This window comes from Massilibacillus massiliensis (assembly GCF_900086705.1).
Taxonomy (GTDB): Bacteria; Bacillota; Negativicutes; order FLKF01; family FLKF01; genus Massilibacillus; species Massilibacillus massiliensis.
This window is the reverse complement of the sequence record NZ_LT575483.1, coordinates 1869405-1893971: the sequence shown is the minus strand read 5'-3', so window position 1 is coordinate 1893971 and position 24567 is coordinate 1869405. Positions and strand designations below refer to the sequence as shown.

The following is a 24567-nucleotide window of genomic DNA, read 5'->3' as shown; positions in this document are numbered from 1 at the left end:
AAGAATCAATGGAACTAGCAGCAGCTTTAAAAATTTAGAAAATTCAAAGCAAATAGAGAAAATCATGAATGATATTCTCCATTTCAGCTCTAATAAATTTAAATGTGGATATTGAAGTAGGAATGTTTGAGGGGCAACGCATTTTTAAAGAGGGAGCTATGCCATATTGTATGTATAATATCTATACCTCAGTAAAGTAATATAGCAGTGCAACGATAGGAAACCCGATCCCGATCATCGAAGCCAGCTGCCAACTGCCATAGGCATATGCCCAACCGCCTAACGCAGAACCGACAGCTCCGCCGACAAAGAAAACAGCCATAAAAACTCCGTTTACGCGACCTCGTATTTCACTGCCTAAAGAATAAATTATACGCTGGCTAAGAACAAGATTGCCGGATACAGACATATCCAAAGTAATTGCGGCAATGACAAACATTGTCAAGGATCCTGTGTAATGATCAAATATATGAGGAAGTAAAAAAGAGAGGGCGGCGATGATAATGGCTATACCAGTCAAACGTTTAGACCAGCCTTTATCGGCTAATCTGCCGGCGATCGGAGCAGCTATAGCACCAGATACACCCGCTAGTGCGAATAAGGCAATTTCCTGCTGTGACAAATGAAAATGGTGTGCTAACCATAACGGGCTTACTGTCCAAAATAGGCTAAAAGCACCAAATAAGCAGGCTTGATAAAATGCGCGGCGGCGTAATATTTTTTTTGTTTTTAAGAGTGAGAATAAAGAGCCGATTAATCTTACATAATGCATTGTAGGTATAGGTTGACGTTTAGGGAGTATATAGCTTAGCAAGGCAGTCAATATGGTTGTAATGACAGCAGAAAGAAGAAAGACTGCTTGCCAGCCCCACGCATTTGTAATGAAACTAGCTATTGGCCGTGCAAGCATAATGCCGAGCAAAAGTCCACTCATCACATTGCCTACGACTTGACCACGATTTTCCTCTGCTGATAAGTATGTTGCATAAGGAATCAATATTTGTGTCGCGACTGAGCCCAGTCCGATAAAAAAAGATATGGCTAGAAACAATACTGCATTGTGAATGAAGAAGGCTCCTAGTAATGCTAAAATTACAATACCTAATGTAAACAGGATCAACTTTTTATTTTCAATGAGATCACAAAGTGGCACGATAAATAGTAAACCTATAACGTAACCAAGTTGTGTTAGCGTTACAATGAATCCTGCCGAGGATAAAGGTAATCCGGTGTCCATGCTTATAGGTCCGATCAATGGCTGCGCATAATAGAGATTGGCTACGATTATGCCGCACGAGATAGCCAGTAACAATATAATCCAGTCTGGAACCTGTGAAATAGTTTTGTTTTGCATAGTAAAATCTCGCTTTCGAAGTATTTACATTTAGTAAGTTTATTTCAAATACTAAACGTATAGTTTTAATATAAATAAATTATAAACTAAACGTTTAGTATTTGTAAAGATATATTTTATTTCTTTATGTAAAAATATTTAGTATAATGTACGTATCGTTTCGTTTGTTAATAAAAGGAGGTTTTCTTTTGGAAAAGAAAAAAGGGCGCCCACGTAATGTTGAGACTGAAAAGGCAATTCTGGAGGCCGCATATGATTTGTTGTTGGAGTGTGGTTTTGCAGTAGTGACTGTTGAAAAAATTGCTGAAAGGGCCAAGGTGAGTAAAGCTACAATCTATAAGTGGTGGCCCAATAAGGCAGCGGTAGTTATGGACGGTTTTTTATCTGCTGCTATGTCTAGACTGCCAGTTCCTAATACAGGCTCTGTTAGAGAAGATATAATAACTCAGATTGAGAATTTGGCTGATTTTTTGATGAGTCGAGAGGGTAAAGTCATCAATGAACTTATTGCAGAGGGACAATTTAACACAAAAATTGCAGAAGAATATCGATTAAGATATTTTAATCCGCGAAGGTTGGATTCGAGGCGTATCTTAGAACGAGGCGTAGAGAGAGGAGAACTACGGAAAGAGCTTGATGTAGAATTATGTATAGATTTAATTTATGGACCACTTTTTTATCGCTTGTTGATAACTGGAGAGAAAGTGGATCGTTCATTTATAGAGTGTACGGTCAGTTATATTTTTCGAGGAATCCAGCCATTGGATTCTGCTATATAAAAGGGTATTATAAGGTCAGAATTAGATAAAACCTTGATTGATTAGCGAAAAATAATTATGCCCTACAATTCAAATGTAAGAATTGTAGGGCATTGATTTTGTCTTAAATTGATCATTCCACTAGTTTTCAGACACACCCTAGTTTAAAATATTTACTTTATTCAATCGATTAATTGCAGGAATTTTTCTCTCCATCCAGAATATGTATTTGTTAGAAGGTATTTTGTTTTTTATTTAGGAATTACTTTCTTCTCACCAAGATTCATTTGTCTGAATTTAAAAATTAAAAATGGGGTTTTCTTTTGGAGGAGTCTGTCACAACGGACTCCTTTTGTTTATTTTTAAGCGGTATTTTAAATAAAATATGAGTAAGAAGTGATAGTTGTATTTTTGGCAATTGGCTGCGTATCAAATGCAAAAAGAGTGCAGTACTTATTTGGAGAAAAGGGGTTCTCGATGCGTGCAAATAAATCATTTTTTTCATTACAAAATAATTTTGTCATACTTACTTTTCTAGTAATTTTAGTGTCGTTGCTCGTAACGGATTTCTTAATCAGTGATAAGATCGGAAGCTCGACTTATGAACAACTAAATTTAAAAGCTGTTCAAATTGCAAATGTTATGGCAAACACACCTGTTGTAGTCGATGGACTTATAAATCAAAAAGATGAGGATGAAATTCAGACATTCTCTGAAAAAATTCGTGAAATCAGCGATGTACACTTTATTGTTGTTATGGATATGAATCGTATTAGAAAATCACATCCGGACAGAAGCAAAATAGGCACTTATTATGAAACTGATGATGCAGATGAAGCTTTCGCTGGAAAAAGTCAAACCTCTGTCGCACATGGATCTTTAGGTGAATCTTTAAGAGTTTTTTCTCCAGTATATACGGAGGAAGGAAACCAGATTGGCGTAGTTTTAGTGGGAATTATGATTGATGAAGTATCTAATACAGTGAGTCAGAGTAGATACAGTGTTCTTTTTGGCAGCATTTGCGGACTTTTAATTGGTATGGTGGGCGCTTTTTTATTAGCTAGGCATATTAAGAAAATGACATTTGGTCTGGAACCATTTGTGATTGCAAAAATGCTTGAGGAGCGTAATGCGATTCTTGCATCTGTGCGGGAAGGAATTTTTGCTGTAGATAGGAATTCACGCATTACCGTTATCAATACGGAGGCGTTGCGATTGTTTCATAAAGCCGGAATCAATGATGAGGCGGTCGGCAAAGATGTAGAGGCATTTGTTCCAAATACAAGAATGCAGAATGTTCTAAAAACTGGTGTTGCTGAGTTGGACCAGGAGCAAGAATTGGAGGGCGTAACTTTGTTGACGAATCGCGTGCCGATTTGTGTGAATGGAGAAATTGTCGGTGTAGTTGCGACTTTCCGTGATAAAACTGAAATGCGCAAATTGGCTGAGAAATTAGTAGATCTTAAAATTTATGCCGAAGCGCTTCGTGCACAAACTCATGAATTTATGAATAAACTGCATGTCATTATCGGGATGCTGCATATGCAGTCCTATGATGAATTAAAAGAGTATGTGATGAAAATCTCACATCAATATCAGCTGGAAATTGGGACGGTCGTAAAAAAGATTAAAGATCCTATTGTTGCAGGTTTTTTATTAGGTAAATTAAGCTGGGCACGTGAGGCTGGCATAGAAATGGAATTGTCAGAATCATGTTTTCTTCCGGATATGGCGGATTCTGAACTGGTCAACGACTTAATTGTGATTATGGGAAATTTAATAGATAATGCGGTTGATGCAGTGGCAAAAGAAGAAATCAAAAAAATAGATATTAGTATTGTGCAAATCTGTAATGAGCTCAAGCTGGAGGTTCGTGATACGGGCGGGGGAATTTCACAAGAAGCGTATGAGAATATTTATAAAAATGGTTTTTCTACAAAAGGTGAAAATCGAGGCGTTGGATTGTACATCCTAAAACGCAGTATAAAACGGCTGCGGGGGAGGATATCTTTTATCTCGGAGGTGGGAAAGGGAACTACTTTTTATGTAAATTTGCCGTACAGGAGTGAGGAGCGATTTTTTGATTAGAGTAATTATTGTTGATGATGATCCTATGGTGGCAGAATTAAATAAGCGATATATTGAATTAGTGGATGGATTTGAGGTTATTGCAGTGGCTCGCTGTGCAGATATGGCATTGGAAATGATGGAAAGCTACGAAGTAGATCTTATTTTATTGGACATATTTATGCCGGGGATGAATGGGATTGAACTCTTGATGAAGATTAGGAAGGCCGGTAAAGGTGTAGATGTTATTGTAGTAACAGCAGCCTGCGACCAGCAGACCATTCGAACGGCATTGCGGTTTGGTGCAGTTGATTATATTATTAAGCCCTTTGAATTTGAAAGGCTCAGTGAAGCTTTGGTAAACTATAAAGAATTGGTTCATATGATGACAGAGCAAAAAATCATGAATCAGTCCGATTTAGATAATTATGTTCTGGGAAAAGAGCGGTTGAATAATAGTTCTACTCCAAAAGGAATTGATAAAAATACGCTTAAAATGGTATGGAAAAATGTACAGAACTTTAAACAAATTGCATTTTCAACGGAAGAAATGGCAGAATCAGTAGGCGTGTCTCGCGTGTCTATGCGTAAGTATTTAGAGTTTATGAAACAGTTGGGGATTTTGAAGTTAGAACTGATTTATGGAACTGTTGGGAGACCGGTGTATAAATATCGCTGTGTTTGTTTTGAAACGCAGCGAATTGCACGTTATTTTTAGTTATACGCTAACTTTACTTTAGGTGATAAATCTTGCATTCATTTAGATGTTAAACGGATATAGCAATTTTAAAAATTTATGAATTTAATATTACATTTCGTCGACCGTGTGAATGGGCTGTCGGACTGAAATAGATTCCTAAGAAGGAAAAACACCGACTTGTGTTACGAGAGCTGTTTATTTGAAAAAAATTACAGATGTTGGCAGGTCGGTTTTTTATTTATAATTTCATTAATAACTTTAATTACAAAATTGTTTGAAAAGTTGCAAAATATCGACGAGATTGAAAAAAAGATATATGTTAAGGATAAGAAATGCCTATAAATTATTTTACGAAGTTTGCGTACTTCTTGTGGTGACAAAAGGGGGATCGTTCATAAATGCAAGCCATAAGAGCCGTATATCGCAGGAATTCAGATTTTTGGAGGTGTTAGTTTTGGGATCAACGTTTGATAAGATTGAGGATATGAATAAGCGAACAGAAAAAATTATGGCAGGCGGGGGAGAGAAACGCGTACAGAAACAGCATGCAGCTGGAAAAATGACTGCACGTGAACGTATTTTAAAGCTTCTGGATGCAGGTACTTTTGTTGAATTGGATCGTTTTGTTACACACCGATGCACCAATTTTGGAATGGAAAAGCAAGAAGCTCCTGGTGAAGGTGTAGTAACGGGGTATGGAACGATTGATGGGCGTTTAGTTTATGTATATGCCCAAGATTTTACGGTTGTTGGTGGATCTCTGGGAGAAATGCATGCCGCAAAAATTTGTAAGGTATTGGACATGGCGATGAAAATGGGTGCACCGGTAATTGGAATCAATGATTCCGGCGGAGCACGCATACAAGAGGCCGTTGATGCTTTGTCCGGCTATGGAAAAATCTTTTATCGTAATACATTGGCTTCCGGGGTCATACCACAAATTTCAGCCATTATGGGACCATGTGCTGGCGGTGCCGTTTATTCACCGGCTTTGACCGATTTCATCTATATGGTAGAAAATACGAGTCAAATGTTTATTACAGGGCCACAAGTAATTAAAACTGTAACAGGGGAAGAAGTCAGTGCAGAGCAATTGGGTGGTGCCATGACACATAACTCCATCTCCGGGGTTGCTCATTTCGTGGCGGCCGATGATGCGGATTGTTTAGCCCAGATTCGCAGACTTATCAGTTATATTCCAAGCAATAATTTGGAAAATCCGCCGGTCTTTTCAAGTGACGATGATCCGGCACGTACGGATGTATCCTTAAATTCTATCATTCCAGATAACTCGAATCAGGCCTATGATGTCAAAGATATTATCACGAAAATTGTAGATGATCAGGATTACTATGAAGTACAGCCATATTATGCGCCCAATATTGTGACAGCTTTTGCTCGGCTTGATGGGCAGACAGTGGGAATTATTGCGAATCAGCCTAAGGTGATGGCAGGATCGTTGGATATTAATGCCTCTGATAAGGCGTCCCGATTTATTCGTTTTTGTGACGGATTTAATATTCAAATTCTTAACATCGTGGATGTTCCCGGATTTTTGCCTGGTACAAATCAAGAATATGGCGGAATTATTCGACATGGGGCAAAACTATTGTATGCTTATTCAGAAGCTACAGTGCCTAAAGTTACGTTGGTTGTGCGCAAAGCTTATGGAGGTTCATATTTGGCAATGTGTTCGCGCGATTTAGGCGCCGACCAGGTCATTGCTTGGCCGACTGCGGAAATTGCGGTTATGGGCCCTGCCGGTGCAGCTAATATCATCTTTAAAAAAGATCCGGATATTGCGGCAAAAACTGAAGAGTATGTAAAAAACTTTGCGACTCCATATCAGGCAGCGAAGCGTGGTTTTGTTGATATGGTAATAGAGCCAAAAGAAACAAGACCAGTGATTATCAATGCATTCAATATGCTTGCGTCTAAACGAGAAAGCCGTCCATCTAAACGGCACGGTAATATTCCACTATAACGAAAATACATATTTAAAGGCAGCCAAACGAAAATGAGGTGAGTAAAATGGATCAACCAGTGACTACCAATCCAATTATCATCATGATGATTAATATGACAATCGTTTTTGCGGTATTATGGGGATTGAGTTTGATCGTTCGTTTCATTCATATCATTGATCCGACGAGAAAACGTGAAGACAAAAATACTCCTTTAGATCAAAAAAAAAATTTGAGCAATTTTGAAAACGGTGGAAAAAAGGAACAAGCAGCGACGCATTTTGAAAAAACAAATCGAACGGACGAAGAAACCTTTATATTAATTGCGGCTGCGATCGCTGCTTATGGGTATCATCCATCAGAAATTGTTTCGATTCGCCCTGTCGGTGGTAAGGTATGGACACAGACGGCACGAATTGAGGCAGTACAATCGAGAAATCAGATGTTTTAAAAATAAAGAATTCTAAATCGAGGAGGAAATATGAGATGGAAAAATTCAGAATTACTTTAGATGGGGTAACACATGAAGTTGAAGTTGAAAGAATGAGCGGTTCAGCTTCAAGTGCCAAAGTGCCGACAGCACCAGTACAAACAACAACAGCGGCACCAGCAGCACCAAGACCGGCAGCACCTGCGCCTAAAGTAAATGTAGCGGCGGCCGGGGCAAAGGTAGTTTCTGCACCAATGCCAGGCAAAGTGTTGTCGGTGAATGCCACGGTAGGTCAAGCGGTCAAACGCGGAGAAGTATTGCTTGTACTTGAGGCGATGAAAATGGCAAATGAAATTATGGCACCGGCAGATGCCAAGGTAAAAGAGTTGAATGTTTCCGCTGGACAGACGGTGGGAACTGGAGAGGCATTGATTGTACTAGAATGATCTTAGTAAGTGAATAATTTTAGGAGGGAAAAGATATGGAGGTATTTAGTGCATTTTCAGTAGCTTTGCAGTCTGTTTGGGCGGATAGTGGTTTTGCTGCCTTTTCTATAGGCAATGCAATTATGATTTTTGTTGGACTGATTCTGTTATATCTAGCCTTTGCGAAGGGGTTTGAGCCATTGTTGCTTTCCCCGATTGCGTTTGGCTGTATTTTAGCAAATTTCCCCAAAACGGGTTTTTTTGAAGATCCTGGTGTTATGCAGGCTATTATGTATGGAATTAACAATGAGATTTTTCCACCGCTTATTTTTCTCGGTGTCGGTGCAATGACCGATTTTGGCCCGCTGATCGCGAATCCTTCCACGCTGCTTTTAGGCGCGGCAGCCCAATTCGGCGTATTCATTTCTTTGGCTGGGGCAATGATGTTAGGCTTTAATGTCCAAGAAGCTGCGGCAATTGGTATTATTGGCGGAGCAGATGGTCCGACCGCAATCTATTTGTCAATAAAATTGGCTCCACATCTTCTAGGCGCGATTGCTGTTGCCGCCTATTCTTATATGTCATTGGTACCTTTGATTCAGCCGCCAGTGATGAAGCTTCTTACGACGCAAAAAGAACGTGAAATTGTAATGGATCAATTGCGTCCGGTATCTAAATTTGAAAAACTGGTTTTCCCGGTAATATCAACAATTATCATTAGCTTGTTATTACCACCAATTGCATCGCTAATGGGAATGCTGATGTTAGGAAATCTTTTCCGTGAATCGGGGGTAACCGATCGTTTATCGGATACCGCGCAAAATGCATTGATTAACATTGTAACCATTTTTTTGGCTACAGGAACGGGACTTACGATGTCAGCGGAGAATTTTCTTAATATAAAAACAATTCAAATTATTGCTCTTGGCTTATGTGCCTTTATTGGCGGTACTGCTAGTGGCGTATTGCTTGGTAAACTTCAATGTTATTTATCCGGAGGTAAGATAAATCCTCTTATTGGTTCGGCTGGTGTATCCGCAGTTCCAATGGCGGCACGTGTCAGTCAGATTGTCGGGCAAAAAGCCAATCCAGCGAATTTTCTATTAATGCATGCGATGGGGCCGAATGTAGCCGGAGTTATCGGTACTGCCGTCGCTGCGGGGACGATGCTGGCGATGTTAAAATAAGCAATTTAGAACTCTGTAAATATACATTTTTATGATTTTTATCATTAAAATAAAGGAGGCAAATCCTATGACACCTGCTATAGTGACCTTGATTGTTTTAGCGATTGTAGCGTTGTTATTTGTCACGGAAGTTGTTCCGCTAGCAGTAACGGCTATGGGGGGCGCGATTGTTTTAGGCATTCTGGGGATTATCCCCATGACAGAGGTTTTTTCAGGGTTGTCGAATTCTACGGTTGTTTTATTTGCAGGTATGTTTGTTATTGGGGCATCTATGTTTCATACGGGACTTGCGCAGAAGTTGGGTGAAACTGTGGTTCGCGTTGTCGGGAAAAGCGAAAATGGCTTAATGGCAGGTACAATGATTATTGCCGCGGCTATTTCCTCAGTATCGTCTAATACGGGAACAACAGCTGCTTTGATGCCGGTCATCATTGGAATTTGTGCTGTGGCTAAAATTCCAGCATCGCGTCAATTGATGCCGTTGGCTTTTGGTGCTGGTTTAGGTGGTATTATTACTTTGGTTGGCACACCACCAAATATCATTGCTGCTGGGACGTTAAAGACAGCAGGTCTTGCGCCTTTTGGATTTTTTGAGTTCGCTTGGATCGGAATACCGCTTACGATTGCCGGCATTGTTTACATGATGTTTGTTGGCAAATATCTTTTACCAAAGGCTATGCTGTCGGCTGAAGATATCGAAATTGATGAAGAAGCAGCAAAAGAAGCTGCAGCGGGAACAACCGATCAGTCCAAAATGTGGATTACTGCGGTTACTCTTCTCGGTGTTGTTGTTGCAATGGCACTTGATATAAAGCAATTTCCGTTGGAAGTGGCGGCGATTACGGGAGCAATTATTCTTGTACTAACAAAATGTTTGAGTGAGAAACAAGCATATACAGGCATAGACTGGGTGACGATATTCCTGTTTGCCGGAATGATGCCAATTGCATCTGCTATGGATAAGAGCGGCGCAGGGAAATTGATTGCCGATCAAGTTGTAGGAATTTTAGGCGGAAATCCCAGTCCACTTATGGTTACGGCAGTACTGTTTGCTTTATCCTGTGGTTTGACACAATTTATGTCAAATACAGCATCTACAGCATTATTGGCGCCAATTGGTATTTCTATAGCAAAAAGCTTAGGTGCCAGTCCACATGCTGTATTAATGGCGATTGCTGTTGCAGCCTCTTGTGCATTTGCAACCCCAGTTGGTACACCACCCAATACTTTGGTGCTGGGACCTGGAAATTATAGATTCATGGACTACGTAAAAGCGGGAACGGGATTGGTTGTCGTATGTTTCATCGTATCTATTATTATTATTCCAATCGTATGGCCGTTTTTTCCTTAATAAATAGGCTGGATTATCAATGCATAATGGTGGTGAAATAATGGAGCAGTATAGAGAAACAACAATTTACAGTAAAGAAAAACTATGTTGGATGTGGCTGGCGATTATAGCCTTGGTTATATGGTTTTTCGTCGAGATAAAGGCAATTTTAAGTGGTCATTTAAATTTTGGCGGCATTGCATATATCCTGTTTTTCTCTGGATTGCTTATTTGGCGGTATGCTGTTTCGTATACCTATGCTTTAACGAAGCATGAATTGATGATTCATAGTAAATTTTTAGGTTTTTCTAAACATTTTATTGTATCTTTTGATGAAGTGGAAAGTTACTCCGATCAGTATATTAAAAAATTTTTTCGCCGTACGGGAATTGACACGTATAACCATCGTTATTGTTCTGGCGATGGGAAGATGACACGGATTCTGTTATTTAAAAAAAATGGCAAGAAACAGGCACTTTTATTTAAAGTGAGTGATACCTTTATGCTACAGCTGCAGAAGCAAATGCCGGAAAAATATTTGGATCTGAGAGAATGTCATTAGAAAGCGGGTGCCATGATGTCGGAAGCTGAACAAGCAATGAAGATTATATGTTCCTTTATCAATGCTATGTGTATCATTTATATTACTGCGAAATTGATTGGTGAAGAAAGAAAAGCAAAATGGTTTAAAAAAAGGCAAAAGTCCAATCTTTTTACGCGACGTGGTTTTTTAGGGGATACTTGTAATTTTGGAGTCCCGCAAAAGTGGCAAGGGTTCGTAGTGGCGGCCTGGCTTTTTAGCAGTATTGGCATGATGAGTTATATTGTCATTTTTAAGATGTAGAAGTAAGTTTATGAGCGATGTTTCCTATATAGAGAATGAAAAATAAAAGCTAAGAGAATGCGTCTGCAAAATATTAAATTTGTAGACGCATTTTTATGCTTAGTTTATGGGAATCAAAAATGTAGTTTAAATTTAGCAAATGCTAAAAAAACAAAGTTTCGGAAAAATTTGGCGTTTATAAAGCGTTGTATTATTTTGAATCTCGGAAATGATATGAATACCAGCAAAAAAGGAGCGCATAAAATGTCTGATATTTCAAAAGAGCAATTAAATTCATATGAAAAAAGATTAATTGATGAAAAAGAGCAGATTTTACAGACGATTTCGCATATCGAGGAAAACGGATTGGAGGAAACGATGGCTGAGACGTCAACGGAGCTTTCGATGTATGACAATCATCCTGCGGATGTGAGTGATCAACTTTTTGAACGCAGCAAGGACATCGCCCTGCGCGATCATGCCAATGTTTTATTAGAAAAACTTGAAGTTGCTTTAAAAAAGATTGAAGATGGATCGTATGGGATTTGCAGTCATTGCGGCGAAGCAATTGATAGAGAAAGATTAGAGGCTGTTCCATCAGCGGCCTTGTGTCTACCGTGCCAAGAAAAAGAAGATGAAATGAGATTGACTACGCGCCCAATGGAAGAGGAGATTTTAGCGCCGTTATTTCAAAAATCTTTTTTTGAAAATGGTGACGATATAGTTTTCGATGGTGATGATGTTTCTTTAGAGGGAGACAATGCATGACGGAAAAATTTTAATTGAATGAAAAACAACCAATCCTGCAAAGGGGATGGTTGTTTTTGCTTTGGAGTATAAAGTGGGCGATTGCGGTATAAAATACGTTTATAAAAAGCAATCAAAAGTTACATTCATGGATACAGAATCAAATGCAGCGAGGAGTGATGACATGGATAAATTAGAAACGATGTGGGAAGTCTGCCTTAGGAAAAATATCAGTCGCCGCAGCTTTCTTAAAGCGTGCGTGGCACTTACCAGTATCATGGGGTTTAGTACCGATATGATACCAAAGGTCGTTTTAGCGGCGGAAACAAATCCCTTGCCTGTGGTTCTTTGGCTGCATGGTCATGAATGTACCGGCTGTGATACATCTTTTCTCCGATCTGGGACGCCTCTTGCCACCGATGTACTTCTGAATTCGATTGCCTTGGAATATAGTGATACTTTGAGTGCGAGTTGTGGTGAACCTTTTGAAGAACATCTACATACGATTATGCAGCAATATGCAGGTAAGTATATTTTGATCGTGGAAGGTGCAGTACCAATTGCTGAAAATGGAATCTTTTGCATGGTTGCAGGTAAACCATTTTTATCGGCAGTAGAAGAAGTCGCAAGACAAGCTGCATTTATTCTGGAGTTTGGATCATGTGCAACCAGTGGCGGCATTCAAGCGGCAAAACCAAATCCTACAGGATCGGTCAGTGTAAGATCCGCGGTCGGCAATCATAAGCCGATTGTTAAGCTCTCCGGCTGCCCGCCTATTCCGGAAGTCCTGACAGGCGTTATCATGCACTATACGTTGTTTGGAAAATTGCCCCCACTTGACAGTGCGGGACAGCCAAAGCAATTCTATGGTAATCGCATTCATGACACCTGTTATCGTCGTGCATTTTTTGATGCAGGGATGTTTGCCGAGAAGTTTGATGATATCGGCGCTAGAGCGGGCTGGTGTTTGTACAAATTAGGCTGTCGTGGTCCGGAAACATATAACTGCTGTGGCAATCTGCGGTGGTGGAATGGCCTTTCCTATCCTATTCAATCGGGACACGGCTGTATTGGCTGCAGTAATGATCATTTTTGGGATGAGGATCCTCTTTACGAACGACTGCCGGCGTATGGCCCAAAACTTGTTGATGTCGATGAAATAGGCAAGGCTGCAGCCGGAATTGCCACGGCCGGTGTTGTTGTGCATGGGGCATTATCTGCGTGGCAAAAGAAAAAGCGTCAAACAAATGAAGAAACAACTGACGAGAAGAAGGAAGAATGATGAAGAGAATTGTCGTAGACCCGGTTACACGTATTGAAGGGCATTTGAGGTTGGAAATTAAAGTAGATGAGGGAACGGGGAAAGTAGAAGATGCCTTGTCAAGCGGTACGGCTTGGCGTGGGATTGAAGTCGTGTTAAAGGACAGAGATCCCCGTGATGCTTGGGCATATGCGCAAAGAATGTGTGGTGTTTGCACGACGGTACATGCACTCGCGGCTTTACGTGCAGTGGAAGATGCCTTAGAGATTGAAATCCCAAACAATGCGAATTATATAAGAAATATTATGGCTGGTGCACAATCGACGCAGGATCATCTCGTGCATTTTTATCATTTGCACGCCTTGGATTGGATTAGCCCGCTCGAGGCAGCCAAGGCGGATCCGATAGAAGCGGCAAAACTGCAAAATACAGTGCTGTCAACCTACAAGATGGATTTTAAAGGAGCAGAGGATTGGCATACAGAGGCTTATCCAAAAGAATTTCCAAAGGCTACAACGGCTTATTTTCAAATGATGCAGAAGAAAATCAAGGATGTCATTGAGAGCGGACAGTTGGGGATCTTTGCAGCTCAATGGTGGGATCATCCTGATTATCAATTACTGCCGCCAGAATTGCATCTCATCGCGTTAACGCATTATTTAGAAATGCTTGATAAACAAAGAGAAATTGTTATTCCACAGGTGATTTTTGGGGGTAAGAATCCACATCCGCATTATGTGGTGGGAGGAATGCCGTGTTCAATCTCTATGGAAGATATGAATGCGCCTGTTAATACCGAACGGTTGGAGGTTGTCAGCCGAGCGATTCATACGGGAGTAAATGCGGTTGAATTTTTTTACTTGCCCGATCTTTTGGCAATTGGGCAGATCTATGCCAAGCGGGGACGATTAGATGGCGGAGGTATGGCAAAGGAAAGAGTTATGGGTTTTGGCGCCTATCCTGATCAAACCTATACAAACACGAGTAAGGGTGGCTTTCAAAAACAGTTACTGGTTCGTTGTGATGGTGTCGTGGAAAACTTTAGTCAGGGTGTTAATGCTGCACAATTTTATGAATTTAATGCCAAAGATTTATCAGATCCAGAAGTTTTAAATGAAGGTGTAGAGCACTCGTGGTATGAATACCCGGGTGCGGAGGGAAAAGATCTTCATCCTTGGAATGGTGTGACGCAAGCAAAGTATACAGAGCCAAAAGAAGGTACCAAAACGAATTGGATTACATTAAATGAAGAAGGAAAGTATTCTTGGGTCAAGACGCCAAAATGGCGAGGGAAGATGACGGAAGTTGGGCCATTAGCGCGTTATATCGTTATGTATACCAAGATGAAAAAAGGTGTATTGAAAGATCCAACTTGGGCGGAAAAATTAATGGTGGATCAAGTTGAATTGGTATCAAGTGTATTACAGTTGGAACCAAATGTATGGATGCCAACAATGCTTGGTCGTACGATTGCCCGCGGCTTGGATGCGCAGATGCATACACATATGAGTCAGTATTTTTATGACAAATTAATTAAAAGCATTAAAGCAGGCGATACAAAAGTTGCGGATAGTACAAAATGGGAGCCTAAAACTTGGCCGGAGGAATGCAAGGGCGTAGGGCTTTATGAAGCAGCGAGAGGTTCTTTAAGTCATTGGGTTGTCATTAAAAATGGAAGAATTGCCAATTATCAAGCGGTTGTTCCGTCGACTTGGAATGCTTGTCCCCGCGATGCGAAAGGGAATCATGGCCCATATGAAAAGGCGATGATCGATACAAAGGTCAAGATTCTGGACAAACCGTTAGAGATTCTAAAGGTGGTTCGGTCCTTTGATCCATGTATGGCTTGTGCAACGCATTTGTATAACGTTGAGGGGAAGAAAATCAAAGTTGTGACAACAGATCCGTATGAATTGATCGAGTGAACCTCTAAGCATAAGATGATAAAAGGGGTTCGCAGGAAGGAGAGCACGGTGTGAAAAAGGAACCTCGGTTCATTTATTATTTATTCAGTCCATTTTTGCGAATTTTTCATTGGATCATGGTTTTTTGTACCATCGTCTTGTTTGTAACAGGATTATGGATTACAAAGCCTTTGTCTGGTGGTGTTAGTATGGAACCGATTTTTGGATCGATTCTGTTATCACTGCACTTTGTCCGTTATATGCATTCTTTTGCGGCATTCATTTTTGTTGCGGCATTTATTTTGCGTATTTATGGTTTTGTAATGTATAAAGGGGATCGTTTATTTCCTAGGTTTTGGGAAGAAGCTTTTTGGCGTGGTTCAAAGGATGTATTACTGCATTATATGTTTCTTCGTCCGTCACATAAACCGTACTTACGTAATCCATTGGCACGTATATCATATGTTGCAATTTATAGTATGATGCTGATTCAAATTGTTACGGGATTTGCAATGCGGGTTACGGTGGATCCAAATGCTTTTGGTGCAGGGCTCTTTAGCTGGATCATCCGTATTTGGGATAGTGAATTTATGCTTCATTTGATTCACCATTATGTAGCTTGGCTTATTGTGTTTGTTACGATTCCACATATTTATATGGTTGTTCGGGAGGATTTTATGGAACGTGAAGGTGAAGTTTCGAGTATGTTCTCCGGTGTAAAAATATTCAAACATAAACCTCTGGATCTTCGTGATATAGTAGATGAAAAAAATACAAAATAACCTAGGTTCATAGCTGCGACTTTTGGGGAAAATACGTTTCAAAGGATGAAAAATACCAACTTACTGATAAGAAATCTGCTTGTTTGAAGAAAATTTGCGGATTTTGGTAAGATGGTATTTTTAATTTTGTTTACAAGGAAATAAAATAATGTTACACTTGTATTGTTTCCTTGGAAACAAAGGGGGAGGTTCGTTGAAAACAGCGATACAAATTGTAAAATCATTGACGCGTATACAAGAGCGGTCAGATTTGTTAGAACAGCATCGGGATAAAATTTTCGCAGGCATTTATTTGGCGGAGGCACATTGCATTGATAAAATTGGTTCAATTGAGGATGCAAATGTAACCAAAGTGGCTGCTGAGATGCGGATGACAAGGGGGGCAATCAGCAAAATCTGCAAGAAATTATTGTGTAAGAAGTTTATTGTGAGCTATCAAAAGCCTGAAAATAATAAAGAAGTTTATTTTTACTTAACAGAGCAGGGAAAAGAAATATATGTGGCACATAAAAAATGTCATAATCAAGCGATGCAGGAGAAATTATCGCTTTTATCTGCGTATAGTGAAGCTGAACAATCGATTATTTTACGGTTTCTTGATGAAATAAATCAAATGTATGATATAGAAGAAAATGAGACGTTTGATGATTAGTCGGCAAAGTTTAAAGCCGTAGGATACACGAATTTTCGTCCGGTAGGGTACAGCGTAGTTGGGCGGGAAGTCGTGCGCGCATAGCAGGGGAGAGGTATACTAGGGGGAAAGAAAAATGAATCGAAAATATGTATATATAGTGGCTGCAGGTCATTTCTTTAATGATATAGGAATGGGTGCATTGCCTGCAATTCTGCCATTTTTTATATTGTATTATGGAATGGACTACAAAGCTGTAACGGGATTGATGTTTGCATCTTGTTTTTTATCTTCGGTTGTGCAGCCTACTTTTGGTTGGCTGGCAGATCGATCCTCTAAAACTTGGTTGATGCCATTTGGAATTTTATTATCTGGGGTTGCAATGGGGCTTGTTGGACTGTTTGAAAATTATTGGGCTATTTTTGCTGTGGTGACGGTGAGTGGAATTGGCAGTGCTATTTTTCATCCGGAGGCAGCGCGCATGATTCATAAAATTTCCGGAACCAAGAGAGGAACTGCTTTAAGTATTTTTTCTGTAGGTGGGAATAGTGGCTTTGCGTTTGGCCCGATGATTACCGTGGCAGCTGTCACAGCTTTTGGCATGAAGGGAACGATTGTGTTTAGCATCGTATCTTTTATTATGTCAGTTCTTTTATTGATCGTGTTGCCAAAAATGCAGGCAGAGATTGAAGGCGCTTCAACGGACGTAAAAAATGAGGTTAAGAAAGAAAATACGCAAAGCGAAAATCTTCAAAATGATTGGCGTTCTTTTGCGAGATTAACTTTACTCATTATATTTAGTTCACTTGTTATTTGCGGATTAAGAAGTTTTATTCCGTTATATTTAGTAGACGCTGCAGGCCTTTCTGCAGCAGCAGCAAGTTCAGCATTGACGTTATTATTTATGTTTGGTATTGTTACGACAATGCTTGGCGGATTGCTGGCAGATAAAATTGGCTATTTAAAAGTAGTGCAGATGAGCTATGTTCTTTTGGTGCCGATGGTAGCGTTGTTGTCACAAACAACGAGTGCGATTATCGGTTATATTTTAATGATACCAATAGGGTTTGCTGTGTTTTCGCCGTTTAGTTCGGTCGTTGTCTTGGGGCAGAGTTATTTAGCACGGAGTGTAGGTTTCGCATCCGGTGTAACGCTAGGGCTTTCCTTTAGTGTAGGTGGCATGTTTATTCCTTTGATGGGAATGTTTGCTGATCAGTATGGACTGACGGCAACGATGGAACTTTTGGCTGTCTTTGCTCTATTGGCGGCAATCTGTTCATTCATTTTACCGAAGCCTGCCGAGCATAAACATGAAGCAAAATTAAAAACTGTAGGATAAAAGAAAATCTGTCACATTAGAGATCTTAGATGATCGTGTGACAGATTTTTTCTTTACTTAAACTTGAATTCAGCTGATTGATCTAGTAAAATACAAGTAAGAAATCTTACTTCTTACAGGAGGTAATTATGGAATACGATGTAGTTATCAGCAGCAAGGGGCAGTTCGTGTTGCCAAAAGAAGTTCGGGATAAATTTAAACTTAAGGCAGGCAGTAAGCTTAAAATTATAATTGATGGAGAGACAATTATTCTTAAACCTCGTACTGTGGCTGATGAAATGCAAGATCTTATTCGTGCTGATTTGGCCAAAGATGGAAAATGCGTAACGAAGCAGACGGTAAAAGAATATCAGATACAGTTGAACGAGGCCTTGGATAGTTTAGTTGCTGAAGCAAAGCAGGCGTATAGTAAAAAAGAATATAGCTCTCTTTGCGACCTTAAAACGGAGAATGAAAATGTATGAATTGGTTGTACTTAATTCTGCCGTACGGGAACTTAAAAAGTTTGATAAACCTGTGCGAGCTAAGCTGCTAGTCGTTCTTGATAAGATTGCACAAAATCCGTTCATTGGTGATCTATTGAAAGGTGATCTAGCAACAATTTATTCATATCATGTAAAGATAAATGGTATTGCATATCGGATAGCCTATCAAATTGATGCGCAGGAAATCATTGTGGTGGTTATGCAAATTGGTACAAGAGAGAATTTTTATGAAGAACTAAAGAAACGCTTTAAAATAAAAATGGAGTATCGCAGTTTGCTTGCGATACTCTTTAGTCTTGTAGACAAACTATGGACAGATAGGCGGCGGGTCGGCAACCTATCTTCGTACTAGTTTATAAGTGGAACGGATTTCGTAATTTCTTAAGTTCTTAAGTTATAGATATGAATATGTTATTTGTCTATACGCTGAGGAGTATCGCAGTTTTATTGTGATACTTTTTTTCTGTTTGGTTTTTAAAAGTATGTTTCATAAATTAAGGGATTGATTAAAATCTAAATTCTAAACGACCGAAGATTCGTTCTACATCACGTTCGGAGCTGATATTTTCACCGTTGAAATAGGTGAGTTGTCCCATAATATTTTTATCGAGCATGTATTTTGTGCCGATTTCGTAGCCTTTTTCGCCGTTGGAACTGGCTACATAGGTAGGTGCAGATACGGCAAGATTACCGAGCTGACGATATGCTGCCCAGATGCCAAAACTGCCGGGAGCACTGCGTTTGATGCCTTTATAATCCAACTGTATATTGTAAGCTTGGTCTTCGTTGTCGCTTTTAAGATTAAATTGACTTGCATCAAGATTTGATTTTGCATAAGCGCCGCCGAATTTCAAGGTGTTTGAGAGTTTATAATCGGCAGCAACTTCAATAATGGACTGATTTTTATATAAGGCTTCATCGCGCAGTGAATGGTAGGCTGCGCCAAGCAGAAGTTTATCTGATGCGTTACCGGTAATTTGAATTCCGGCATAATCAATTGAGCTATTTGGATAATTGCTAAATCCATATCCAAAAGCTGTATTTTCGGAGTCCATGCGTCCGCCGGCAAGCGTTACTTTAACTTTATCGCCAAACACTGCTTTTGCCCCAGACAGGTAGTTATCAAAAACAAGCCCATAGGCAGCATTCATATTCTCAAAATCCGCATAGTCCACTTTACCTAAAGAGACTTTTCCGCCCAATAAGTTGCCGTTTGCGTAAGCCATTTTTAGCGTACCGGTTCCACCTACACCTGTTTTTAAATTTGTATCATAGTCAATTCTGGCTTTCATCTGCCAGTCTTCATTGACGAATGCAGTTGGTTCTAAACGAAGACGAGCTTTGGACTTTGTTGTGTTTTTTACTTCATCTTTGCTTGTATCTAAGCGAAGCAGACCGTTTATTTTTAAATTGTCGCTTTTTTCCTCGAGTTCTGTGACTCGGACCCCGAGATTATGGAGTTCATCGGCATATTCGGCAGATAATTGATCAAGCTGCGTTCTTGCGTTTGTACTCAGATTGGATTTTGCCATTGCTTTGGCAATGATCGTTGCCATTTCGTAGCGTGTAAGTTTAGCGTCACCACGGAACGTGCCGTCACCATAGCCTTCAATGACGCCTTCATGGGCTAGACTCGTCAGTGTATGTATTGACCAATGATCGGATGGCACATCAGAAAATGGGTTTTGGGCTGCAAAAGTTGTGCTTGTTGCATAAAGGCCCACAAGCAGGGATAGAGCCGGAATCGTAAGTTTTTTCATGTAAAATCTCCTCTTAAGCAATGTTTTTATAGTAAATAAAGCACAAAAAAATTCAGAAAATTTGAATTTTAGATTCAATATTTAGTGTAATATAAATAATTTCTTATCGAGCTTCTTGCGTTGTTATCTAAATTTAATTGAGAATTATTTTCAGTTAAATTCATTCTATCTATTGACAGGCATGCAAGAATTTGATAATATTTGCTCAATGCTAAAGATAGTGATTATCAATATCATAAGATGAGTTTACCTGTATGTCAAGCAAAGAATGCGTATTTATTACGCGGAATTTTCACAAACGTATGATCCATGCAAGAAAAAGTAACGAATTATGCGGAGGAAAAAGAATGAAGAAAACATGGAAAACAGTTGGTTTACTGGTGATGGTCTTTTTAGTGGGCGTTTTAGGCGGCTGCGGATCGGAAAGTAAGGAAAATGTTGAGAAAAAGGAATTAGTTTTTGCTAATTTTCGCGATATTCGGGATTTGAATCCTCATTTATATGGTGGGGAAATTTGGGCGCAGAATATGATTTTTGAATCTTTGGTTGCGATTACCGATGACGGTATTAAACCTTGGCTGGCGGAAAAATGGGATATTTCGCCGGATGGAAAAGTGTATACGTTCCATTTGCGTAAAGACGTGGAATTCTCAGACGGAGAAAAGTTTGATGCGAAAGCAGCGAAATTGAATATTGATGCAATTATGGATAATAAAGAGCGTCATACATGGCTGGAAATGATTCGCGTGATTGATAAAGTAGAAGTGGTTGACGATTATACGCTGAAGTTTGTTTTAAGCGACCCGTATTATCCTATGTTGACTGAACTGGCAGTAACAAGACCGTTTCGTTTCATTTCACCGAAATCTATGAAAGATGGACAAACCAAGAATGGTGTAACATCTTATGTAGGAACCGGTCCTTGGGTACTTGGTGACCACAAAACGGATGAATATGCAGTATTTACTGTCAATCCAAAATATTGGGGTGAAAAGCCAAAGCTTGAGAAAGTGACGATGAAGGTGATTCCAGATAATCAGACACGTGTTTTAGCGCTGAAAAACGGTGAAATTGATTTGATTTTCGGTAAGAATATGATCGATGCAGATTCATTTATGCAATTAAGTAAAGAAGATAAATTTACAACTTCGATGTCGGATCCTTCTTCGACGCGGATGTTATTAATGAATACAACAAGCGGGGCGCTAAAGGACTTACGCGTACGTCAGGCATTGGAACACGGTGTTAATAAAGAGGGCATTTCAACGAATATTTTTAATGGCAGTGAAAGTGTAGCAGATACGCTGCTTGCGAAAACAGTGCCGTATGCGAATCTTGATTTGAAAGTGTTTAGCTATGATTTAAAACGCAGTGCAGAGTTATTGGATGAGGCCGGGTGGAAACAGGCTGAGGGTAAAAAATATCGTGAAAAAGACGGACAGGAGCTTTTAGTGCGGATGCATTATAACAGCAACAGCGTTTTGGAAAAAACGATATCTGAGTATATTCAAAGTGAATTTGCAAAAATCGGTGTGCATTTAGAAATTAATGGAGAAGAAGAGCAAGCATATCGTGACAGACAAAAATCCGGCAGCTTTGATATCATCTTCAACATTTCATGGGGAACACCGTATGATCCGCAATCTTCTATTGCAGGTATGAAGTTGCCGGTGTATGGTGATTACTATGCACAGCAAGGCCTGAAAGATAAGAAAGCCTTGGATCAAGCAATCCATGATGTACTGATTTCTGTGGACGAAACGAAACGGCAGGAGCTGTATACCTATATCTTAACAACCTTGCATGATGAAGCCGTTTATATTCCTCTGACCTATGAAAGAAATCGTGCGGTCTTCAAGAAGAATTTAAAAGGTGTGACGTTCAATATGTCACAATTTGAAATTCCATTTGAAAAAATGTATTTTGAAAAATAATAAATAGAACGAACCATAATTTTTGTAGAGGGAAAGTTGTTTCTGCTGCCTGGAAACGACTTTCCCTCAAGTGTAATCGTGGTTAGGAAGGGGATAATTTTGCGAAATTACCTGATAAAACGATGTTTAGCGGTGATTCCGCTTCTTTTTGTGATTTCTTTTTTTTCGTTTGCAATTATCGCGATGGTGCCGGCAGATCCAGCGGAAGTTGCCTTGAGGGTAAATGAGGTTGTGCCTACACCGGAGAGTATTGCTTCGATGCGTGAACAATTGGGCTTAAATAAGCCGTTTTTTGCACGATATGTAGACTGGTTGGGAAAAGCATTGACGTTAGATTTGGGAAAATCTTATATCAATGATCGGTATGTGTTTGATGAGATCAAACGCTGCCTGCCAGCGACACTACAATTAACGTTTGCTACGATACTGATTATTATTTTTGTCAGTTTGCCAATTGGCATATTGAGCGCTGTTTTTGCCCATAGTTATGCGGATCGGCTGCTTCGTGTTTTGGTGTTTATTGGAACCGCTATGCCGGGATACTGGGTTGCTCTATTACTCAGCTGGTTTTTTTCTATTAAACTGAATCTTTTACCGACGAGCGGGAGCGGGGAACTCCGCCATTTGATATTGCCGGCGACAGCACTTTCCCTTACGTATATTTCTACGTACGTTCGGCTGATTCGCAGTAATGTTTTAGAGAATATGAAAGAGAATTATGTGCTTTATGGACGAGTACGGGGGTTAAGCGAGAAACGGATTTTATTAAGACATGTGTTGAAAAATTCACTTTATACCAGCGTTACAGCTTTTGGGATGAGTATTCCGCAGCTTATGGCGGGAACGGTGATTATTGAAAATATTTTTGCCTGGCCGGGTATTGGACGCCTCTGTATTTCTGCGATTTTTAATCGGGATTATCCGGTAATTCAAGGATATATTTTGCTGATGGCGATTTTATTTGTATTTTGTAATTTGATCGTCGATATTGTCCAGCATGTTTTAAATCCGCGGTTACGGGAGGAACAATCATGAGAGATTTGTTGAAACGTCTTCAGCGCGATTATCTGGCAATGGGAAGTTTAGTGATTATTGTGCTTACTTTGTTGGCGGGCGCTTTTGCACCATGGCTGGCACTGCACGATCCAAATCAGGTGGATGTCTTGCATAAATATGAGAGCTTTTCTCTGCAATATCCCTTGGGGGCAGATCAGTTAGGGCGCTGTATTTATTCACGGCTTCTTTATGGGATCAGAACGACGCTTTATTTGGCTTTATTCACGATGAGTGCGACCATTACAGTCGGGGTATTTTTCGGCATGCTTGCCGGTTATTTTCGTGGCTGGGTGGATGAACTGCTAATGCGCATTTGTGATGTGATGTTATCTTTCCCAAGCCAAGTTATGATTTTGGCACTTGTCGGTATGTTAGGTGTGGGAATCGGTAATGTGATTTTGGCAAATGTGATTGTAAAATGGGCTTGGTATACGCGGATGATTCGGAGTATCATTCGAAAATACAGCGCGAAAGAATACATTTTATTTTCTCAAACGACCGGCAGAAGTCAGCGATTTATTTTATTTAAGCATTTGCTGCCAAATGCTTTACCGGAGCTTGTGATTTTAGCGAGTTTGGATACAGGCTGGGTTATTCTGAATTTATCGGCATTATCTTTTTTAGGTTTAGGCGTACAGGCACCTACTGCTGAATGGGGTGCAATGTTAAATGAGGCACAGAAGGTTATGACCATTCATCCGGAACAAATGCTAGTGCCTGGCTTGGCAATTTTGACGTTGGTGGCAGCGTTTAATTTGTTAGGGGATGGGTTAAGAGACGCAACGGATGTAAAGGAAGAGTATAGATGAAAACGATATTGAAGGTACAAGATTTAACGGTAAAATTAAAGAAAGACGAACAGAGAGTTTTGGTGAATCGCGTTTCTTTTGCACTTGAAGAAAACGCTTGTTTAGGAATTTTGGGTGAAAGCGGCAGTGGAAAAACGATGTTATGCCGTGCTATTCTAGGTTTACTAGATGCAAATTTCACAATCACCGGTCAAGCCATTTTCAAAGGACAGGATCTGATGCAGATCAGTAAACTTGAAATGCAGTCTATCCGGGGGAAATCTTGCTGTATGGTTTTGCAAAATCCAATGACGGCATTTGATCCGACAGCGAGAATTGGTATGCAAATGACGGAGACTTTCTTAAGTCATAAAAGTATGCAGAAAAAGCAAGCGATAGAATTGGCACTGGATGTTTTGGCGAGAATGCAGCTGAAACATCCGGAGGAATTATTGGAGAAATATCCGCATCAATTGAGTGGGGGGATGCTGCAGCGTGTTATGATTGCAATTGCACTTGCGCTGGAACCGGATCTAATTATCGCGGATGAACCGACTACTGCTTTGGATTCGATCACGCAATTTGAGGTTATGGAGGAGTTTGCGCGTATTCGCGAGACACTTAAAACGGCAATGATTTTTATTTCTCATGATCTGGGTGTCATCAGTCGAATTTCTGATCATATTTTAGTTATGGATAAAGGCAATGTGGTGGAAGAAGGCAGTAAGAAAAAAATATTTTGCCAGGCAGAGAAAGAATATACGCGATATTTGATTCGGACAAGAATGGCGTTGATGGAAAAATATCGTTTGGCGGTTCGGGGAGAAGAGAAAAAGGGGTGA

Annotated in this window: 24 protein-coding genes; 22 read left to right on the top strand and 2 right to left on the bottom strand. The window is 39.9% G+C overall.

Features of this window, described 5'->3' with window-relative positions; translation table 11 throughout:
• Positions 1-181 precede the first annotated feature (181 nt).
• A complete protein-coding gene (locus tag BN6559_RS09145; RefSeq protein ID WP_110954430.1) occupies positions 182-1354 on the bottom strand; it encodes an MFS transporter in 1173 nt (390 codons plus the stop codon).
• A 188-nt stretch (positions 1355-1542) separates the two neighbouring features.
• On the opposite strand from BN6559_RS09145, the gene BN6559_RS09140 reads away from it, so the two are divergent.
• The 18 genes from BN6559_RS09140 to BN6559_RS09055 all read left to right on the top strand — a co-directional run bounded on the left by BN6559_RS09140 (position 1543) and on the right by BN6559_RS09055 (position 18539).
• Complete coding sequence (locus tag BN6559_RS09140) at positions 1543-2133, top strand: TetR/AcrR family transcriptional regulator (protein WP_110954429.1); 591 nt, start codon at positions 1543-1545, stop codon at positions 2131-2133.
• A gap of 375 nt (positions 2134-2508) precedes the next feature.
• Positions 2509-4200: a DcuS/MalK family sensor histidine kinase gene (dcuS, locus tag BN6559_RS09135; RefSeq protein ID WP_199883884.1), complete on the top strand. Its 1692-nt coding sequence runs from the start codon at positions 2509-2511 to the stop codon at positions 4198-4200.
• On the top strand, positions 4193-4897 hold the full coding sequence (locus BN6559_RS09130) for a response regulator (RefSeq protein ID WP_110954428.1): 705 nt from the start codon (positions 4193-4195) through the stop codon (positions 4895-4897). Before dcuS ends, BN6559_RS09130 begins: the two co-directional genes overlap by 8 nt.
• Positions 4898-5363: 466 nt before the next feature.
• Positions 5364-6863, top strand: coding sequence for a methylmalonyl-CoA decarboxylase subunit alpha (gene mmdA, locus BN6559_RS09125; RefSeq protein WP_407656771.1), 1500 nt, complete (start codon positions 5364-5366; stop codon positions 6861-6863).
• A 47-nt stretch (positions 6864-6910) separates the two neighbouring features.
• Complete coding sequence (locus BN6559_RS09120) at positions 6911-7294, top strand: OadG family transporter subunit (RefSeq protein ID WP_110954426.1); 384 nt, start codon at positions 6911-6913, stop codon at positions 7292-7294.
• 35 nt (positions 7295-7329) lie between these two features.
• Positions 7330-7719, top strand: a complete 390-nt coding sequence (locus BN6559_RS09115) for a biotin/lipoyl-containing protein (protein ID WP_110954425.1) — start codon at positions 7330-7332, stop codon at positions 7717-7719.
• A gap of 35 nt (positions 7720-7754) precedes the next feature.
• Positions 7755-8885 (top strand): sodium ion-translocating decarboxylase subunit beta, encoded by a 1131-nt coding sequence (locus tag BN6559_RS09110; protein WP_110954424.1) that lies wholly within the window; start codon positions 7755-7757, stop codon positions 8883-8885.
• Between the two features lie 67 nt (positions 8886-8952).
• Positions 8953-10236, top strand: a complete 1284-nt coding sequence (locus tag BN6559_RS09105) for an SLC13 family permease (RefSeq protein WP_110954423.1) — start codon at positions 8953-8955, stop codon at positions 10234-10236.
• Between the two features lie 40 nt (positions 10237-10276).
• Positions 10277-10777: a hypothetical protein gene (locus BN6559_RS09100; RefSeq protein WP_110954422.1), complete on the top strand. Its 501-nt coding sequence runs from the start codon at positions 10277-10279 to the stop codon at positions 10775-10777.
• A 12-nt stretch (positions 10778-10789) separates the two neighbouring features.
• Positions 10790-11059: a hypothetical protein gene (locus BN6559_RS09095; protein ID WP_234407823.1), complete on the top strand. Its 270-nt coding sequence runs from the start codon at positions 10790-10792 to the stop codon at positions 11057-11059.
• A gap of 243 nt (positions 11060-11302) precedes the next feature.
• On the top strand, positions 11303-11806 hold the full coding sequence (locus BN6559_RS09090; RefSeq protein WP_199883883.1) for a TraR/DksA C4-type zinc finger protein: 504 nt from the start codon (positions 11303-11305) through the stop codon (positions 11804-11806).
• Between the two features lie 163 nt (positions 11807-11969).
• Positions 11970-13067: a hydrogenase small subunit gene (locus BN6559_RS09085; RefSeq protein WP_110956349.1), complete on the top strand. Its 1098-nt coding sequence runs from the start codon at positions 11970-11972 to the stop codon at positions 13065-13067.
• Entirely contained in the window at positions 13067-14971 is a 1905-nt protein-coding gene (locus BN6559_RS09080; RefSeq protein WP_110954419.1) for a nickel-dependent hydrogenase large subunit, read from the top strand. Before BN6559_RS09085 ends, BN6559_RS09080 begins: the two co-directional genes overlap by 1 nt.
• Positions 14972-15021: 50 nt before the next feature.
• The gene (gene cybH / locus BN6559_RS09075; RefSeq protein WP_110954418.1) at positions 15022-15732 is read left to right on the top strand and encodes a Ni/Fe-hydrogenase, b-type cytochrome subunit; all 711 of its coding nucleotides are present in this window, start codon (positions 15022-15024) and stop codon (positions 15730-15732) included.
• A gap of 193 nt (positions 15733-15925) precedes the next feature.
• Positions 15926-16384 (top strand): MarR family transcriptional regulator, encoded by a 459-nt coding sequence (locus BN6559_RS09070; protein WP_110954417.1) that lies wholly within the window; start codon positions 15926-15928, stop codon positions 16382-16384.
• Positions 16385-16499: 115 nt separating this feature from the next.
• A complete protein-coding gene (locus tag BN6559_RS09065; RefSeq protein WP_110954416.1) occupies positions 16500-17702 on the top strand; it encodes an MFS transporter in 1203 nt (400 codons plus the stop codon).
• Between the two features lie 128 nt (positions 17703-17830).
• A complete protein-coding gene (locus tag BN6559_RS09060) occupies positions 17831-18166 on the top strand; it encodes an AbrB/MazE/SpoVT family DNA-binding domain-containing protein (RefSeq protein WP_199883882.1) in 336 nt (111 codons plus the stop codon).
• On the top strand, positions 18159-18539 hold the full coding sequence (locus tag BN6559_RS09055; RefSeq protein WP_110954414.1) for a type II toxin-antitoxin system RelE/ParE family toxin: 381 nt from the start codon (positions 18159-18161) through the stop codon (positions 18537-18539). Before BN6559_RS09060 ends, BN6559_RS09055 begins: the two co-directional genes overlap by 8 nt.
• Positions 18540-18693: 154 nt before the next feature.
• On the opposite strand, the gene BN6559_RS09050 is transcribed toward BN6559_RS09055, so the two are convergent.
• Positions 18694-19947 (bottom strand): S-layer homology domain-containing protein, encoded by a 1254-nt coding sequence (locus BN6559_RS09050; RefSeq protein ID WP_110954413.1) that lies wholly within the window; start codon positions 19945-19947, stop codon positions 18694-18696.
• 347 nt (positions 19948-20294) lie between these two features.
• Between BN6559_RS09050 and nikA the strand changes: the two genes are divergently transcribed.
• The 4 genes from nikA (at position 20295) to BN6559_RS09030 (ending at position 24567) form a co-directional block, all read left to right on the top strand.
• Positions 20295-21881 carry a nickel ABC transporter substrate-binding protein gene (nikA, locus tag BN6559_RS09045; protein WP_199883881.1) on the top strand — a complete coding sequence of 529 codons (1587 nt, stop codon included), beginning with the start codon at positions 20295-20297 and terminating at the stop codon, positions 21879-21881.
• Positions 21882-21980: 99 nt separating this feature from the next.
• Entirely contained in the window at positions 21981-22916 is a 936-nt protein-coding gene (opp1B, locus tag BN6559_RS09040) for a nickel/cobalt ABC transporter permease (protein ID WP_110954412.1), read from the top strand.
• Positions 22913-23746 carry a nickel/cobalt ABC transporter permease gene (opp1C, locus tag BN6559_RS09035; RefSeq protein WP_110954411.1) on the top strand — a complete coding sequence of 278 codons (834 nt, stop codon included), beginning with the start codon at positions 22913-22915 and terminating at the stop codon, positions 23744-23746. The genes opp1B and opp1C overlap by 4 nt, the downstream gene beginning before the upstream one ends.
• Positions 23743-24567 carry an ABC transporter ATP-binding protein gene (locus BN6559_RS09030; protein WP_110954410.1) on the top strand — a complete coding sequence of 275 codons (825 nt, stop codon included), beginning with the start codon at positions 23743-23745 and terminating at the stop codon, positions 24565-24567. Before opp1C ends, BN6559_RS09030 begins: the two co-directional genes overlap by 4 nt.

Bases quoted from the DNA above. Each gene is read 5' to 3' on its own strand.
- BN6559_RS09145 (WP_110954430.1), bottom strand. From the start codon at position 1,354: ATGCAAAACAAAACTATTTCACAGGTTCCAGACTGGATTATATTGTTA.
- mmdA (WP_407656771.1), top strand. From the start codon at position 5,364: ATGAATAAGCGAACAGAAAAAATTATGGCAGGCGGGGGAGAGAAACGC.
- BN6559_RS09120 (WP_110954426.1), top strand. From the start codon at position 6,911: ATGGATCAACCAGTGACTACCAATCCAATTATCATCATGATGATTAAT.
- BN6559_RS09115 (WP_110954425.1), top strand. From the start codon at position 7,330: ATGGAAAAATTCAGAATTACTTTAGATGGGGTAACACATGAAGTTGAA.
- BN6559_RS09110 (WP_110954424.1), top strand. From the start codon at position 7,755: ATGGAGGTATTTAGTGCATTTTCAGTAGCTTTGCAGTCTGTTTGGGCG.
- BN6559_RS09105 (WP_110954423.1), top strand. From the start codon at position 8,953: ATGACACCTGCTATAGTGACCTTGATTGTTTTAGCGATTGTAGCGTTG.
- BN6559_RS09100 (WP_110954422.1), top strand. From the start codon at position 10,277: ATGGAGCAGTATAGAGAAACAACAATTTACAGTAAAGAAAAACTATGT.
- BN6559_RS09095 (WP_234407823.1), top strand. From the start codon at position 10,790: ATGATGTCGGAAGCTGAACAAGCAATGAAGATTATATGTTCCTTTATC.
- BN6559_RS09090 (WP_199883883.1), top strand. From the start codon at position 11,303: ATGTCTGATATTTCAAAAGAGCAATTAAATTCATATGAAAAAAGATTA.
- BN6559_RS09085 (WP_110956349.1), top strand. From the start codon at position 11,970: ATGGATAAATTAGAAACGATGTGGGAAGTCTGCCTTAGGAAAAATATC.
- BN6559_RS09080 (WP_110954419.1), top strand. From the start codon at position 13,067: ATGAAGAGAATTGTCGTAGACCCGGTTACACGTATTGAAGGGCATTTG.
- BN6559_RS09065 (WP_110954416.1), top strand. From the start codon at position 16,500: ATGAATCGAAAATATGTATATATAGTGGCTGCAGGTCATTTCTTTAAT.
- BN6559_RS09060 (WP_199883882.1), top strand. From the start codon at position 17,831: ATGGAATACGATGTAGTTATCAGCAGCAAGGGGCAGTTCGTGTTGCCA.
- BN6559_RS09055 (WP_110954414.1), top strand. From the start codon at position 18,159: ATGTATGAATTGGTTGTACTTAATTCTGCCGTACGGGAACTTAAAAAG.
- BN6559_RS09050 (WP_110954413.1), bottom strand. From the start codon at position 19,947: ATGAAAAAACTTACGATTCCGGCTCTATCCCTGCTTGTGGGCCTTTAT.
- nikA (WP_199883881.1), top strand. From the start codon at position 20,295: ATGAAGAAAACATGGAAAACAGTTGGTTTACTGGTGATGGTCTTTTTA.
- opp1C (WP_110954411.1), top strand. From the start codon at position 22,913: ATGAGAGATTTGTTGAAACGTCTTCAGCGCGATTATCTGGCAATGGGA.
- BN6559_RS09030 (WP_110954410.1), top strand. From the start codon at position 23,743: ATGAAAACGATATTGAAGGTACAAGATTTAACGGTAAAATTAAAGAAA.